This is a genomic window from Candidatus Poribacteria bacterium, from assembly GCA_026706025.1.
GTDB lineage: Bacteria > Poribacteria > WGA-4E > WGA-4E > WGA-3G > WGA-3G.
The window spans coordinates 1-16,235 of record JAPOZO010000048.1 but is presented as its reverse complement, the minus strand read 5'-3'; the positions used below and the strand labels follow the sequence as shown (position 1 = coordinate 16,235).

11 protein-coding genes are annotated in these 16,235 nt (G+C 48.8%); 8 read left to right on the top strand and 3 right to left on the bottom strand.

All coding sequences use genetic code 11. The annotated features are described in order from the left end of the window. The first annotated feature begins 15 nt into the window (after positions 1-15). The 8 genes from rseP (at position 16) to OXH00_09750 (ending at position 13,523) form a co-directional block, all read left to right on the top strand. Entirely contained in the window at positions 16-1,701 is a 1,686-nt protein-coding gene (rseP, locus tag OXH00_09785) for an RIP metalloprotease RseP (GenBank protein MCY3741297.1), read from the top strand. A gap of 383 nt (positions 1,702-2,084) precedes the next feature. Further along, the gene (locus OXH00_09780; protein MCY3741296.1) at positions 2,085-3,773 is read left to right on the top strand and encodes a site-2 protease family protein; all 1,689 of its coding nucleotides are present in this window, start codon (positions 2,085-2,087) and stop codon (positions 3,771-3,773) included. Between the two features lie 217 nt (positions 3,774-3,990). Then, positions 3,991-4,650: a uracil-DNA glycosylase gene (locus tag OXH00_09775; GenBank protein ID MCY3741295.1), complete on the top strand. Its 660-nt coding sequence runs from the start codon at positions 3,991-3,993 to the stop codon at positions 4,648-4,650. Positions 4,651-4,843: 193 nt separating this feature from the next. Next, positions 4,844-7,411 carry a primosomal protein N' gene (gene priA, locus OXH00_09770; GenBank protein ID MCY3741294.1) on the top strand — a complete coding sequence of 856 codons (2,568 nt, stop codon included), beginning with the start codon at positions 4,844-4,846 and terminating at the stop codon, positions 7,409-7,411. A gap of 283 nt (positions 7,412-7,694) precedes the next feature. Continuing rightward, positions 7,695-8,654 (top strand): hypothetical protein, encoded by a 960-nt coding sequence (locus tag OXH00_09765; protein MCY3741293.1) that lies wholly within the window; start codon positions 7,695-7,697, stop codon positions 8,652-8,654. A 69-nt stretch (positions 8,655-8,723) separates the two neighbouring features. Beyond that, positions 8,724-10,049 (top strand): ATP-grasp domain-containing protein, encoded by a 1,326-nt coding sequence (locus OXH00_09760; protein ID MCY3741292.1) that lies wholly within the window; start codon positions 8,724-8,726, stop codon positions 10,047-10,049. Between the two features lie 25 nt (positions 10,050-10,074). Beyond that, entirely contained in the window at positions 10,075-11,826 is a 1,752-nt protein-coding gene (locus OXH00_09755; GenBank protein ID MCY3741291.1) for a CRTAC1 family protein, read from the top strand. Further along, entirely contained in the window at positions 11,823-13,523 is a 1,701-nt protein-coding gene (locus OXH00_09750; GenBank protein MCY3741290.1) for a tetratricopeptide repeat protein, read from the top strand. The genes OXH00_09755 and OXH00_09750 overlap by 4 nt, the downstream gene beginning before the upstream one ends. Before the next feature lie 112 nt (positions 13,524-13,635). On the opposite strand, the gene OXH00_09745 is transcribed toward OXH00_09750, so the two are convergent. The 3 genes from OXH00_09745 to ndk all read right to left on the bottom strand — a co-directional run bounded on the left by OXH00_09745 (position 13,636) and on the right by ndk (position 15,932). Further along, positions 13,636-14,406: a LamG domain-containing protein gene (locus tag OXH00_09745; GenBank protein MCY3741289.1), complete on the bottom strand. Its 771-nt coding sequence runs from the start codon at positions 14,404-14,406 to the stop codon at positions 13,636-13,638. 209 nt (positions 14,407-14,615) lie between these two features. Then, entirely contained in the window at positions 14,616-15,392 is a 777-nt protein-coding gene (locus OXH00_09740) for an NPCBM/NEW2 domain-containing protein (protein MCY3741288.1), read from the bottom strand. 75 nt (positions 15,393-15,467) lie between these two features. Then, positions 15,468-15,932, bottom strand: coding sequence for a nucleoside-diphosphate kinase (ndk, locus tag OXH00_09735; GenBank protein MCY3741287.1), 465 nt, complete (start codon positions 15,930-15,932; stop codon positions 15,468-15,470). Between the last annotated feature and the right edge of the window lie 303 nt (positions 15,933-16,235).

Here is a 16,235-nt window from a genome sequence, read left to right as displayed (position 1 = left end):
AAAAGGATAATAGACATGGAATTCTTGATTGATCTAATAAACTCCTTCCTTCCGCACTTCAGGACGGTGGTTCTCGCAATTGTTTCTCTCGGTTTTCTTATTTTTATTCATGAACTCGGCCACTTTTATGCCGCGAAACGGTGTGGTATCACGGTGAACACTTTTTCCATCGGTTTCGGTCCAAAACTTGTCGGGATTCAGCGAGGCGGGACGGAATATAAAATTTCCGTATTTCCATTTGGTGGCTATGTCCAGATGGAAGGTGAGAATCCAAGCGAGCAGACGGGTGCCGTTGGCGAATTTGCGAGTGCATCGCTCGGCAACCGCGCTTTTGTTGTTGCCGCGGGGCCCGCTATTAATCTTTTGTTTGGTGTTTTGGTCTATGGGGCTGTCTTCGCAACTGGACTTGACAGAGGGTCTGCCAATCTCATCAGTAGTTTTACCGGCAGACCGCTCGGCGGGTCGGAGGCGGTTCAAGTCGGATGGGTCGCTGACGATGGACCTGGAGCCGCAGGAGGCATTATGCCCGGCGACATACTTGTTTCAATCAATGGCGATTCAATCCGTCATTGGTCTACCTTCCAAACCCGAATTCTCACAAGTGCGAATAAAACGTTGGAACTCGTTGTAGAGCGAGATGGTGTCCACGAAACCCTCTTTGTTAAACCGGATGCGATACCGAGTGTTAGAGGTGATATCGGTGAAATTCGGGTGAGTAGTGGACACACAACAATCGTGAGTCATATTGAAGACGGAAGTCTCGCAGCACAAGCCGGCCTTCGAGTCGGGGATGTTATTGAGAGCATCAACGGCGAGAGGCTTCATAGTGTCCCGTACTTTGGTTCCGGGGTGTGGCACCCGTCAGCGAACTGGATTGATGAGAAATATAAGGCACTCTATAATAGCATTAACGAGCATCGAGAGGCATTAACGCTTGGCGTTCGCCGAGCTGATGAGGTCTTCACGGTTCAACTGCCAGTGGATTGGCAGGTGATAGCAGGTGTTCAAAAGGGGAGTGTCGCTGAAGAGGCGGGGATTCAGAATGGAGATATGCTGCTTACGCTTAACGGAGCGTTGATAAATAAGACGACACTCTACTCGCAACTCATGGCAGCGGCGGACCAACCGATTCGAATCGGATTGACGCGGGAGGGGGACCTGAAACAAGTAACTCTTTCAAGCGAAACGCAAAGTTCAGCGGTAGACCCAGAAGAAGTCGTGCTCGGATTGATGTGGCAGTCCACCTTCAGCGGCATGCAACTGGCACCCAAAACAGCACCTTTGCCGGAATACAACCTTTTGACTGGGTTCGGGAAAGGTGTTGAAGCCACATGGCTAACTTTTACCGCTATCGGTAGAACGTTGCAACAGTTGATTGGCAGTGAGGTATCACCGAAACACCTCGCCGGTCCCGTCGGTATTATCCACATGACCGGCAAATTCAGCCATCTCGGTTTGCGCAGTCTCATCTTTTTCGTTGGGTTTATCAGTATCAATCTCGCTATTGTCAATCTGTTACCGATTCCGATTGCTGATGGCGGGCAGCTCCTCTTTTTTGCTGTTGAGAAGATTCGTGGCAAGCCTATGCCTCGAAGGGCGCAGGAGATTGTTCAACAAATCAGCGTTGTCCTTCTGATTGCCTTCTTCCTGTACGTCACTTGGTTCGATGGCATGTCCCTGATTTACGATCTCAGAAATTAACTTCTGAGTTATAAGCAAGTTTAAGTATTAACATTGAAGTTTTGAATCCGCAATTGTGTTGGAAGATTGGAAGAATGGAAGGTTGGAAGATAATAGATAGGGATTCTTCTAGTCTGCCTGCGCTTCTATCCTTCCTCAAAACCTAAAATTTGTTTCTTAATATTGCTTAATAGATATAAATAGGATTTACGTGATTCCCCGGTACGTGTGGTTGCTAACCAGGATCCCCACTCATTACTGGAAAGGGGAACGGGTCCCTACCGCGGGGTAAAAGTCGTAATTCCATCATTTTGCGTAAGGTCTGATAAAAAACACACAAGTTATAACAAAACACTAATGAGTTAAGGCATGAGAGCCTTGCTCCTAAAAAAAGGGTAATAGACATGGAATTTTTCGTTGACTTCATTGGTTTCATCCTCCCGTACATCAAAGTTGGGTTTCTCGCGATGATTCCGCTCGGTTTCCTTATCTTCATCCATGAACTCGGTCATTTTTATGCGGCGAAGCGCTGCGGTATTAAGGTAAGGACCTTCTCTCTCGGTTTCGGTCCGAAGCTTGTTGGGATTCAGCGCGGTGAAACGGAATATAAAATCTCGCTGCTCCCGTTTGGTGGATATGTCGAAATGGAAGGCATGGATCCCAGCGAACAGACTCGGGCACCTGGCGAATTTGCGAGTGCATCGCTCGGCAGCCGCGCGTTTGTTGTTGCGGCGGGCCCCGCTGTTAATCTTTTGTTTGGTGTTTTCGTATATTGGTCTATATTTGCTATTGGACTGAACGCGGATGCTGCGCGGTTAATCGGGGGATTGACCGGCATGCCGCTCGCTGCGGAAAAGACAGTTCAAATAGGGTGGGTCGCTGGCGATGGACCTGGGGCAGCCGGTGGACTTATGCCTGGGGACACGCTTGTTTCAATCAATGGAGACTCGATCCGTCATTGGTCTGCGTTCCAAACCCGAATTATCACAGGTGCGAACAAGGACCTTGAACTCGTTGTAGAACGCGATGGCATACGCCACACCCTCACTGTTAGACCGGATGCTATACCGAGCGGCAGAGGCGATATCGGTGAAATTCGGGTAAATAGTGGAGACGAGACAATCGTGAATCACATCACGGAAGGAAGCATCGCTACACACGCCGGTCTTCAGGTTGGCGACGTAATTGAGAGCATCAACGGTGAGAAACTCTATAACGTTCCATACTTTGGTTATGGTGTCTGGCACCCTTCAGCAAATTGGGTTGATGAGAAATATAAAGCACTTTATAATAACATCAACGAGAATCGAGAGACGTTGGTGCTTGGAATTCGCCGTGCGGACGAAACACTTATGCTTGAAATGCCGGTGGATTGGCGTGTGATAGCAAGCGTTCAAAAAGGGAGCCTTGCCGAAGACGCTGGGATTCGGAGTGGAGATGTCCTTGCGACGCTTAATGGAGAGGCAATAGACGAGATGACGCTCTACTCGCAACTCATGGCACAGGCGAACCAACCGATTCAAATCGGTTTGATCCGGGCGGGGAACCTGAAACAAGTAACCCTTTCGAGCGAGGCGCAAAGTTCAGAGACAGACCCGGAAAATATTATGTTCGGATTGATGTGGCGCACCTCCCTGAGCGGGATGCAACTGGCTCCGAAAAAAGTGCCTTTGCCGGAATATAACCTGTTCACAGGGTTTGGGAAAAGTGTTGAAGCGACAGGGCTGACCTTTACTGCCGTTGGCAGAACGTTCCAGCAGTTGATTAGTGGGGAAGTTTCACCGAAACATCTCGCCGGTCCAATGGGCATTGTGACTGCGACGAGCAACATGTTTAGCCGTCTCGGTTGGAGCAGTGTCATCTTTTTCATCGGGTTTATCAGTATCAATCTCTGCATTATCAATCTGTTACCGATTCCGATTGCTGATGGCGGGCAGCTGCTCTTTTGTGCCGTTGAGAAGGTCCGGGGCAGGCCGATACCTCGGAGGGTACAGGAAGTTGTTCAACAGGTTAGCAAAGTTCTCCTAATTGCCCTGTTCTTGTACATCACTTGGTTTGATGGCATGTCTTTGATTCACGATCTCAGAAATTAATCAGGGGAATCGTTGTCAGTTTTCAAGGCGATTTCCTCCGAAAAACCTTTTGCTTAACAGTTAAAAAGGTTTTCTGTGGAAACCTTCACAGAAGACGGAACTGTTCCAGGAACCCTCTTAACTTATAACTTATAACTTATAACTTATAACTATTAAAATGGATACCGACAACTTCAGAAAAGAGTACATAGAACTCGTCGCAAGTGTGAGGGAATACATGGAAGAGCAACTTAAATTCGGCTTCATAGAAACAGAACTACGCGAACCTGAACAGCAGTCGCCTTATGCGGATTTCGATCTACCCGCATTGGCAACAGATGCCGGGAATTGCACCAAATGTCCGTTACACGAGACACGGAATAGTGTCGTTTTTGGGGTCGGGAATACGAACGCTGACCTTATGTTCATCGGTGAAGCGCCCGGGGCTGACGAGGATAGGCAGGGAGAACCTTTTGTCGGTCGAGCCGGTCAATTACTGACGCAAATCATTGAGTCGGGGATGAAACTTAAGCGCGCCGATGTCTATATCGCCAATGTACTTAAATGCCGCCCGCCCGGCAATAGAAATCCTGAAGCGGACGAGGTCGCAACCTGTAGTCCATATTTAATGCGCCAAATCGAACTGATTCAACCGAAGGTGATTGTGGCACTCGGGAGTTTCGCCGCAAAGATGTTGCTTGATACAAAAGTAGGTATTACTAAACTTCGCGGTGATTTCCATGAGTGCAATGTCCCCGGACTGCACGTCCTTCCACATAAAAAGCCGCCGGTTATTATGCCGACCTATCATCCCGCATACCTCCTCAGAAATCCAAATGCCAAACGTGAGGTGTGGGAAGACATAAAAAAGGTGCTCACATTTTTGGCGCAAGGATAGAAGTGAGAATAGGTGTCGGTTTCCATCAGCAAAGAAGTTTCTGATTTCATCAAAAACCTCCTTACTGGCTGTTGAAAGCCGACAATCAATTGGACCTGTAAAATAAACTGGAAAGTAATTATCGCTATCAGTTTGATCCGAAACCCGTTTTGGACAACGGACAAAACGGAGCGAAAACCCAATATTTAAAAATATGCGCTATGCAAACGTTGCTTTTCCGTTATCAGTAGATCAAGTGTTTACCTACGGCGTACCGCCGCAGCTGGACCCGGTTTTACAACCCGGTGTGCGAGTATTAGCACCGTTTCGCAGAACGAAGCACGAGGGCGTCGTCGTTGAACGGCTTGATGAAACTGACCTCGCCCCCAACCTTATCAAGAATGTCTCCGAGTGTCTCGATGAAACACCGATGTTCTCGCCTGAGATGCTCACCCTTACGAAATGGATGGCGGACTATTATGTCTGTTCGTGGGGGGTCGCGCTTTATTGTGCAGTACCCGCCGCTGTCCGGACCCAGAAAACGGAACAGGTCCGACTCCTACCTGAATTTTCAGGATCCCTCGGAAAAGTACAAAAAAAACTCGTCGCGCTTTTGGAAGCAGAGGGCGAACTCTCGCTCAATCAGCTTGCCAGACGAACCGGTTTAAGCTCTCAAGATGTCCGTTCGCGAATCAGGAGACTCCGCGAAAAAGGTGTTGTTGAAACCAATGTTACGCATAAACCGAAGGCTACCACACAAAAAACCACTGTCGCGCAATTAGCTTTACCAACTGCTGATGTTGAGGCGGCGATTCAACAGCTCAAGAATGAAACCTCGGACGTTCACGAAAATGCAGCCCCACAGCGTTCAGCTAACCGTCTCCATGCTGCCGATGTCAAGCGGGCAGAGATTCTGCAATTCCTTCTTGATGAAGGGGCACCTTTGGCAACAGCAGACTTGATGAAGCGAGTAAACGCCAGTGTTTCGCTGCTACGGACCCTTGAAAGACACGGGTTTATTCATATAGTACAGGCAGAAACGGTGCGGAACCCACTGAGTCTTGAACCTGTCGCGCCGACGCAACCGCTCCTCTTGAATTCCGCGCAATCCGCAGCCTTCACGCAAATTAAAAACGTACTGGTATCACACACCACAGAAGCCGCCTCGGGCAACAGTATTAAACAACCACCAACCTTTTTACTTCACGGCGTAACGGGAAGCGGGAAAACAGAGGTCTATATGCAGGCGATGGCAGATGTCCTTAAAAATGGTAGATCTGTCATTGTATTGGTCCCAGAGATTTCGCTCACACCGCAGGCTGCCTCTCGATTTGTGGGGCGGTTCGGTGAGCGCGTCGCCTTACTGCATAGCCGATTGAGTGACGGCGAACGCTATGACCAGTGGCATCGTATCCAAAAGGGTGAAGCCAATATTGTCATTGGACCGCGCTCTGCTATCTTTGCCCCGGTCCAAAAACTTGGGATGCTGATTATGGACGAGGAGCATTCGGATTCCTATAAATCGGATACTGCGCCCCGCTATCATGCACGGGAAGTCGCACAGAAGCGGAGCGACCTCGCAAAATGCCCCGTTCTACTCGGAAGCGCGACACCCTCCCTTGAAAGTTTTCATCGGGCACGCAATGGACGTTATCGGCTCCTAAGCCTACCCGACCGTGTTTTTGATAGAAAAATGCCCGACGTTCACATCGTTGATATGCGAACCGAGTTGAAAAAAGGGAACCGGACCATCTTCTCGGATCTGCTCCGAAGCTCCATTGAGGAGCGGCTTGTGCGGCGAGAACAAACTATCCTGTTTCTTAACCGGCGTGGGCACTCCACTTATGTCTTCTGCCGCACCTGTGGCTATGTCGAGCGGTGCGACAACTGTTCTATCTCACTCACCTATCACCGTGAAACGCAGCGGCTTGTCTGCCACCATTGTGGCGGTAACCGTCCGACACAACAAACCTGTCCGCAGTGTAGTAGTGATGCGATTCGCTTTTTTGGCGCAGGGACGGAGGCGGTTGAACAAGAGGTACGCAAGGCATATCCGAAAGCACGTGTAAAGCGGTTTGATGCGGATTCAACGGCGCGGAAAAACGCACATCAGCAGATTTTAGCGGAATTTGAACAACAAAAAATTGATATCCTGATAGGCACACAGATGGTGTCGAAGGGATTGGACTTCCCGAACGTCACACTTGTCGGGGTTATCGCAGCGGATATCGCCTTGAATCTTCCTGATTTCCGAGCAAGCGAACAGACGTTCAGTCTACTCACACAGGTCGCAGGACGTTCTGGACGCGCAGAACTTGAAGGCAAGGTCGTCATCCAAACCTACATGCCTGGGCACTACTGTATAGAGGCAGCACAGAAACACGACTACCTTGATTTCTATGCACAGGAGGTCGTCGCGCGGGACGCGCTACGGTATCCACCTTTCGCTCACGTTGCGACCCTCTTACTTCGAGGCAAAGACGAGCAAGCGGTTATTGATGCCGCACATGCTGCACGAGATCAACTCGAAATTTGGCAGGAGGACCGAGAACACGCTTCACAAGCTCCCACTGTTGAAGAGACATCGGTGGAGATCCTCGGTCCCGCACCGGCACCACTCTCGAAAATTGAAGGGAAATTTCGGTGGCATCTCTTGCTCCGAAGTCCCGATGCTAAAAAGATAGGGAGGCTCTTTAAGCGTTTTACTGACGAACCACCAGCCATCATAAAATCAAAGGCTATTGAATTTGTGATAGATATTGATCCAACGAGTACACTCTAAAAATAGTTGTCAGTTTGCTTCGCAGTGAGAATACGGATTTTTTTTTCAAAAAATCCTTTCAGTCATCAGGTACAGGAGATGTTGGAATTATCAAAAACCTCTTGTAACTCTCACTGTGAGGCAAACTGACGACCGATAACTGATAACTAAAACCGTAGTCCGTAATGAAATTATGCCTTAAATGGCATAATTTGTCTTAGCTTTACATTTGGAGGACGGCTCTAAGGAAAGGCATTTGAAGTAACAACCCACTCGATTTAACCGCAAGGAAATTTAAAAAAAAATGGGCAACCGGATATTTGATAAACTTGCTGATACAGACTTGCTTGCACAGAACCCGATTCTGGTTTTCGCTGCGGATCCACTCGCATCCGCAGGGATTAAAGGACTCGGGCAGGTGCAGCACCCAAAACCTCACTACCGCACACATGCAGAGTTTTTGCAACTGCAACGCGACCTTGTCGCTGATGGACAATTAGATGGACTTCTGATGACACCCGCTGATGCAGAAACGCTTGCACTTGAAGAAAACCTTTTTGAAAACTCGCCGATTACGCCAATCGTCCGGATGAACTCGGAAACCGCTATCTGGAATCCGCGGTTTGGTGTCTATACTTCGAGTCCGTCAATGCCGTTTCAGACGGTATTTCCAGAGGATATGCAACGCTATTGTGAGGCACTCATCGGGCCCGCACTTGAATGTCGCGTTAACCTTGGGCTATACTCCATTACGCTCAATAACGATCCCATCGCTGATGAGCGGATGTTACAGGCGTATGTACAATTCGCACATGTTGTTGGTGAAATCGAAGGATTCGATCATCTCTTAGAGGTGTTTTTGCCGAACATTAAACTGCCCGGAATGGATGAAGAAAAACGAGGCATGTATGTCGCCGATTCTATTGTCCGGACGATGAGTTATCTCCGAAAACACCAACGCCCGCGCTTTATTAAAACCGCTTACACAGCCGCTGAGGTCTGGGCTGAGTTGTGCCAATTCGATACGACGTTGGTCATCGGTGCGTTGGGCGGTCCTCGCCAAAATGCACGTAGCACATTCGCCTTAGCGCACAATGTTGTCAGCAACGGTGGGCGCGCGATTCTGTTCGGACGTACCATCTTTGGCGAAGAGGATCCGATCGGCTTCGTGCAATGCCTGCGGCGTGTCCTTGATGGTGAGGAGGATGCGCAGAATGCACACGCATCGTATCAGAAATTGTTGAGAGGTTCCCGTACCAGTTAGTTAATAGTTGTCAGTTTGCCTCGCAGTGAGAGAAAATCGTACTGAAAACTGTTTCCAGGAGATTTCCGAATGCAGCATCAACCGTTAAAAAAACCGAGAATTCTCCTGCTCCTGCCAACACGCACATATCGAGCCGCGGACTTCCTTGATGCTGCCTCGAAACTTGATGTGGAGGTCGTCGTCGCGTCAGAAGAAGCAGCAACGACAGCGGACCTCTCGCCGCGCCATACCCTGGTGTTAGACTTCAGCGCGCCAACCGTGGCAACACAGGCAATCCTCGAATTTGATGATACATATCCGCTTGCGGCAATTGTCGGTGTCGATGACGATACAACCCTGCTTGCGACGACTGCATCAGAGGCTTTAGGGCTTCCACATAATCCTGTCGCTTCAGCAAAAGCGACGCGCAATAAATACCGCTTAAGGCACACACTATCAACGAAGGGTGTATCGGGACCCGCTTACCAACGCTTCTCTATCTATGATGACCCCGCTGAAATCGTAGGGGTTGGGTCATCCAATCCTACAGATACACAAGTCGGTTTGCCGTGTGTCATCAAACCCCTCTCTCTCTCCGCAAGCCGTGGCGTCATCCGTGCAGACACACCTACCGAATTTGTCGAAGCCTTTCAGCGGACAACAAAACTGCTCCACACTTTGAAGGATGATACCAACGTAGAAGCGGTTTATAACCCCGATGCCTTGGCGCACGCTTCACAATATCTGCTCGTTGAGGACTATATTCCCGGAATAGAGGTGGCATTGGAGGGTATCCTCTTAGACGGTGAACTTAAAGTGCTCGCGCTCTTTGATAAACCCGATCCGCTCGAAGGCCCTTTTTTTGAGGAGACGCTCTATGTTACACCTTCTCGTCTATCGGTGGAGGTCCAGGATGCGCTGCATCGCGCGACAGCAGAGGCAGCCACCGCTTTAGGACTTCAACATGGGCCTGTTCACGCCGAGTTGCGTTATAATGACAACGGGGCACATCTCATCGAAATTGCGGCACGGACGATTGGCGGACTCTGTGCCAGGACGCTCCGGTTTGGAACCGGAATGTCGCTGGAGGAACTCGTTATCCGACACGCCATTGGTCAACCCGTAGAAATGTTACAGCGAGAACAGCAGGCAGCGGGGGTTATGATGATTCCTGTACCGAAGGCTGGTATTCTCGGTGAAGTACGCGGCAAAACAGATGCACATCGCGTAGACGGTATTGTAGAAGTCAGTATCACAATTCCGATTGGTGGGGAAGTGGTGCCGTTACCAGAGGGGGCGCGATATCTCGGTTTCATCTTCGCGCGTGCCGAAACACCTGCAGCCGTAGAAACGGCATTACGTGAAGCACATCAACAATTGGAGTTTGTGATTTTACCGTGTAGGAGGGATTTGTAACCCCGATACCTTTGGGAATAACATCATGTTTACGAAGTTATATGCTGTTATATTCATTGTTGTAAGTGGATTGCTGTCGGCAGCACAAGCAGAGACCGACAAACCCCTATTTACGGAGGTGACGGCTGCGCTCGGTTTCTCACAGACCGAGGCTTCTTGGGCTGCAGGCACGCATGCCCTACCTGAGGTCATCGGGAGCGGAGTTGCACTCTTTGATTACAATAATGATGGCGCGTTGGATGTCCTACACATCCGATTTCCACCACCCGGCAAAGAGGACTCACCTGCCCCGAATCTCCTTTTTCAACAACAACCCGATGGAACGTTTGTTGACGTTACGGAAACCGCTGGCATCGGACACGAAGGCTACGGACAAGGCGTGGCAATCGGTGATGTCGATAATGATGGCGACGTAGATGTCTATGTGACGAATTACGGTCCCGATGTTTTCTATCGAAACAAGGGTGACGGTACATTCATATTAGAAGAGGTAGGTCTCTCAAATGAGGCTTGGGGAACATCCGCAACCTTTGGTGATTACGACAGGGATGGGGACCTCGATCTCTATGTTGCCAACTACGTTCAATTTGATCCAGAAATGGTGTGTCGCGGGAAACACAGCGCGCCAGATTATTGTAATCCAAAAGTCTTTGAGCCGGCAACAGATCGCCTGTTCCAAAATAACGGCAACGGCTCTTTCACAGATGTGACCGAACAGACAGGGATCGCCGCAATGTCCGGCAGAGGCCTCGGTGTTGTGTGTCTGGATCTGACGGGTGATGGTTGGGCGGATTTTTTTGTTGCCAACGATGGCGAAGCGAACTATCTCTGGGTAAACCAGACCGACGGCACTTTTGCTGAGGAAGCCATATTGCATGGGCTTGCGTTTAATGCTTACGGACAACCCGAAGGCAGCATGGGCGTCGCTGTCGGGGATATCAACGGTGATACGCTTCCTGACCTCTTCGCAACGCACTTATCCGGCGAGACAAATACCCTTTATATCGCCGCTAACCACTCTGTATTTACTGACATGACTGAAATAGCAGGTTTCGCCGGACGCGACCTACGTTGGACAGGCTTTGGATGCGGTTTCCTTGATTTCGACAACGATGCCGATCTTGACATCGCGCTCGTCAATGGAAGGGTAAAGCGCGGGGAGATCTTGGATGGAGCAGATGTTGGCGAATTCTGGAATTTTTATGCCGAACCCAATCTCCTCTTCCGAAATAGCAATCAGCCATCAGCTGTCGTAAGGGCGAGGTTGCCTCGTCCGCATGGGTTGGGCAACCCAACCTCTACGACCCCTGACGGTCTCCGAGGGTTTCCGACAGCCCATTTCAGTGATGTGAGTTCACGTGCGCCTGACTTTACAGAACGTGTTGAGGTGAGCCGCGGAATGGCTTTCGGTGATATTGACCGAGACGGCGATATTGATATGGTGGTGAGCAGTCTTGATAATCAGCTTCGCGTTTTCCGAAACGACGCACCGCCACCTCAGTATCATTGGTTATTCGTGCAAGCTATCACCGAAAATCGAGGTGCACTCGGGGCACAAGTAACGCTCCAAACTGAATCACGTACATTGACAGGCTATGTGCTGTCTGGGACGAGTTATCTTAGTAGTAGCGAACCGAGTGTGCATTTCGGGTTAGGAACAATCAGTGAAATTCAAGCGATTGACGTGTATTGGCAAGACGGAAGCCGCGAGAGATTCCCAGGGACACCTGCGAATCAACGTGTAAAGGTTTATCAAGGAAAAGGGGTGCCTTTTTGATAAAATCAATTCTCTTTTTTCTTCTCATGCTAATTAGCCTACCTGTTTTTGCGGTTAGTGAAATTAGCAATCGGCAATCAGCGAGCAGCAGTCAGGTAAAGGACGGAAACGTAGACGAGAAACCTCTTGTAACTGACAACCGACAACTGAAAGGATTTTTTGAAAAAAAATCCGTACTGACCACTATTCCACAGCCTGCAGACCTTGACTTAGTTGAGGAGAAATTGCTTTTGGAGGCAATTGAAACTGCACAAGAAGCCGTGCGGAATTCTCCTGATGATGCGGATGTCTGGGGTCAATTGGGGCACGTCTATCTCATCCATGGTTGGGAGACACCAGCGATACCGTGTTATCGTCGAGCGAGTATACTCGCGCCTAAGGAATTCAGATGGTTCTACTTTTTGGGACGTTTGACGAAGGAGCGTCAACCGGAGGAAGCAGTCGAGCATCTCACGCGAGCACTTATGTTGAACCCGGAATACGCGCCCGGGCATCTCTATCTTGCTTCTGCACTCCGAATTTTAGGGAAGCTTGAAGATGCGAGACATCACTTGGAACGCGCGAAACACTTTCAACCGAACAACCCGTTTTCTGAACTCTGGCTCGGCGAAATTGCACTTGCAAGACAACAAGTGAAACTTGCCAAAAGACATTTAGAGAACGCACTGCGCCTGAATCCGCGGCAAACTGAAGCGCATGCATTGATGGCACAGGTTGTTACAGCATTAGGGGATAAGCAAGCGGCAAAACGACACGCACAAGCAGCACGCCATCCGAGTCAATATGGCGAGTTATCGGACCCGCTGTGGTGGGATGTGCTGCAGGCAGGTGTCACTGCATCGTTGTACGCCGAACGCGGTAGACGTTATATGTCAGAAGGCGATTATACAAGTGCTGTCGCTGAATTTGAGACGCTTATCTCAGACGAACAGAAAGATATAAAGGTCTGGTTCGACTATGGCGTTTCACTCCTCTACACAGCACAGCACCCCGAAGCCTTGGCAGTATTAGAACACCTTCTGTTGCTACTCGACAAGGATATAGAGGTTCAGAAGCAGAGAAGTACAGACGAGAGAGCCTACTTGAAAGCGCAGGCGCATAACTATATAGGACAGATCTATTATGAAACCGGACAGACCACTGCAGCGATCCGTGCCTGCCAAATGGCACTTCAGTTTAAAAAAAATAAAACAGATAGCGAATCTCCCGAACAGTTAAACCCTTCAGATTACGCCACTTTTTTCTCAAATGTACACGCGAATCTTGCGACAGTGTATGAGAACACAGGACAGCTTGGAGAGGCAATTCGGCACTATCAGGCAGCACTTGAACTCGTCCCATCTCAACTGTCCGCGCATCGCGCGCTTGCCGGTGCCTATTGGAAAAAACAGCGTTATACAGCAGCCGAGCCACACTATAAACAGGTCATCACCCATGACGCAACCGATGTCCAAGCCATTTACAGACTCGGCTTAATTTTTCTGACAAAGAAGGATTATCTCGAAGCCATCTCACTCTTTAAAAAGGTTATCGCAATTGAGGCGACGCACGTTCGCGCATACGGAGCATTAGGTGTTGCTTATCAGGAACTTGGAAATATTCCAGAGGCGATTGGTGCTTTTGAACGGGTTTTAGAATTGGAACCGGGGAATAAGGCCGTGTTAGACAAACTCACAGAACTGCATGAATTAAAGTAGACGCGTAGGTATGTGTAAGGCGTAGGGAGATCAACGGGTAGGTTACTCGTAGACGCACTATGGAATTTACTATAACCCAGTACGTCTACGAGTGTTGAAAAAGGAAAGGCTATTACCTGATATGATGCGTAGCTTTAATATGTCCCCAAGTTGTACCGAGTTTACCTGCGGGGTCAACAGCCAAATAATTTTGATAGCCTTTGTCCATCAGCTCCTGAATATCTTCTTGTTCCAGTGCCGAGTGGAAAATCATGACTTCGTCCATTAGACCCGGGAAAAAGTTTCCACCTGCATCCCAGACACCACAACCACCAATATTGACGTTAAAATTAGCTGCGCCATGGTTTGCCCATTTGCCTTTTTTCTCAGCGTATTCACCATCAATATAAGTATGGACGTACTCTGTCGTGGCGACACACCCGACGTGATGCCATTCGCCATCACCGTGTTTGTGTTTCCAAGCATTATTTGTCAGACCCGCTGCAGGGGTCCAGAGGCTAAGCTCATTCGTCGTAATAAAGCCAAACTCAGGTGCATTGTTCTGTCCGACGAGTCCAGTCCGGGCGGGCGGATCGTCCGTGCTTTGTATCCATGCAAGAATAGTGAATTCTTCGAGAGCCTCAAGAAGTTTCTCTTCAGTCTTGACACAGCCGGCTTTTCCATCAAAGTCGAGTGCCTTGCCGAATTTTCCATCCACCCATGGGGCTTTGACGACTTCGCCATCGTTTCCTTCACCTGATATGTCTTTAGCGACCGCACCTTTGCCTTCATCAAAGAGCCAGATACCGACCGCAGTATCGAAATCAATCTCAGCTGTGCTGATGTGAATAGCCATGAGACTGAAACATACCACACCAAGGATTAATAAAAGTTTTTTCATCATATTGTCCTTTCAATATTACCATAAGCGTGTTGAGTAGACGCTATGGTATTAGGGTTTATTCTTTATCTAAAATTTATCATAAAATAAATTGTATAAAATTGCAACAAAAAACCTGATTTAGACACAGTTTTCCGCATACAAATACGGAACACCTTGTCTAAATCAGGTAGCGTCCACACCTACTTCAAGCGTAGGGCAATTTTCGAGGTCTAATAACTATCTTTCAAGTGTCCCCAGATAGTCGGGAGTTTATTGGCAGGCTCAACAGCGAGTGCTTGCGCATTTAGCAATTTCGCATCACCGATTGCCGAATGATCACAACCGATGCCGTCGCCGCCATCACCCATGACGATTTCAAGTTCTTTGGCACCTGATGGAATGTCAAATTCCACTTTAAGAGCGTCAACGTTCTTTCCGCCATCAGTGCCTTGGAGTGTTTCAGATTTGAAAGCCTGCTTACCATCAACACTGAAGATGAAGTCGCTGCTGCCGCCGTGACCGCACTCAGCAGGATCTTTTTCGTCTGACATGCCGACATACCCCTCGAACTTGAGGTACTTATCACCACTAAGATCATAAACGAACGTGCCAATAGCGTGGGCACCAATCCCACGTTCAAAGTAGATACCGCCGATGACGATATGGTTCCGGGTTGCAGCACCTTCGCCGATCGTGGCGTTGTCGAAGTTTAAGGGACCGCCCCAACCTGTCCATTCTCCTTCCGGGTTCTTCGGAGTAAGTCCGCATGCATTAGGCTTCGGTTGGCTGCCTCCGATTAAGGCGAGATACGTAACGCCTTTTCGATCGTCTTCCTCTATGACTTCGTCATAGTCGTTCTGAACGGCATCGCCTTCTTTGCCGACCTCTTTAATAGGTTTCGCGCCATCGCCATCAAGGTTTTCACAGTCGTCTTTGGCTGCGTAAACGCTGAAAGCCAATCCAACGATAAGCATGGCAATTAGCACAGAAATATTCGCAAATTTCAATTTTATTAACCTCCGTCTGTTATATAGTTTTGCAAAAATCCTCAGAAAGCTTTTCGACAGTTTGCTTTGTCTAAGTTACACCGCTTTAACATGAAGCGTGCCTTCATCCGCACGGTTATATTCATAACGCTCATCAGATGCGAACACGATGTCCAATTCGCGCTGAGCACTTTTCCGAGAATCCGATGCGTGCACAACATTATGCGTTATATCAACAGAGAAATCGCCTCGGATGCTCCCCGGCTTAGATTTCTTTGGGTCGGTCTCTCCGTTAAGGATACGTACCAACTCTATAGCATTTCGTCCTTCAATAGCCAAGGCAATAATAGGTGCCGATGTCATGAATTCGATGAGTACGTCGTAAAATGATTTTCCGTGATGGACAGCGTAGAGTGCTTCTGCCGCGATGCGCGGAAGCAGCAGCAGTTTCATTCCAGCAATCTTGAGTCCTCTGCGTTCGTAGCGGGCAATAATTTCACCGACCAACCCACGTTGAACGCCATCCGGTTTGATTAAAACCAGCGTCTGCTCTATTTCCATGGTCCCTCCATATCAACTTCGCACGCGCCTCCATAGCACGCTTAGCGATATAAGCATTCAAGGCTTGACATCAAGCCTTTTTAAGTATACCATATTTTCAGAGCATTTGCCAATTTTATTTTCCTAAAACCATGACTATTTAGTTTTCTATTTTTATTTCGATTTTGGGTAACCAAGCCCGGTAGGTGCGGTTTCCTAACCGCACCGGATACCTAAAAAAGATCTGAAACCCGAGGATTTCTTAAAACTATGGTGTATCCTATAATTAAGTATACACTTGAATAATGTCATGCAGTGTCATTT

Excerpts from the sequence above, each read along its gene's own strand:
- rseP (MCY3741297.1), top strand. The coding sequence starts at position 16 with ATGGAATTCTTGATTGATCTAATAAACTCCTTCCTTCCGCACTTCAGG.
- OXH00_09780 (MCY3741296.1), top strand. The coding sequence starts at position 2,085 with ATGGAATTTTTCGTTGACTTCATTGGTTTCATCCTCCCGTACATCAAA.
- OXH00_09775 (MCY3741295.1), top strand. The coding sequence starts at position 3,991 with ATGGAAGAGCAACTTAAATTCGGCTTCATAGAAACAGAACTACGCGAA.
- priA (MCY3741294.1), top strand. The coding sequence starts at position 4,844 with ATGCGCTATGCAAACGTTGCTTTTCCGTTATCAGTAGATCAAGTGTTT.
- OXH00_09765 (MCY3741293.1), top strand. The coding sequence starts at position 7,695 with ATGGGCAACCGGATATTTGATAAACTTGCTGATACAGACTTGCTTGCA.
- OXH00_09760 (MCY3741292.1), top strand. The coding sequence starts at position 8,724 with ATGCAGCATCAACCGTTAAAAAAACCGAGAATTCTCCTGCTCCTGCCA.
- OXH00_09755 (MCY3741291.1), top strand. The coding sequence starts at position 10,075 with ATGTTTACGAAGTTATATGCTGTTATATTCATTGTTGTAAGTGGATTG.
- OXH00_09745 (MCY3741289.1), bottom strand. The coding sequence starts at position 14,406 with ATGATGAAAAAACTTTTATTAATCCTTGGTGTGGTATGTTTCAGTCTC.
- ndk (MCY3741287.1), bottom strand. The coding sequence starts at position 15,932 with ATGGAAATAGAGCAGACGCTGGTTTTAATCAAACCGGATGGCGTTCAA.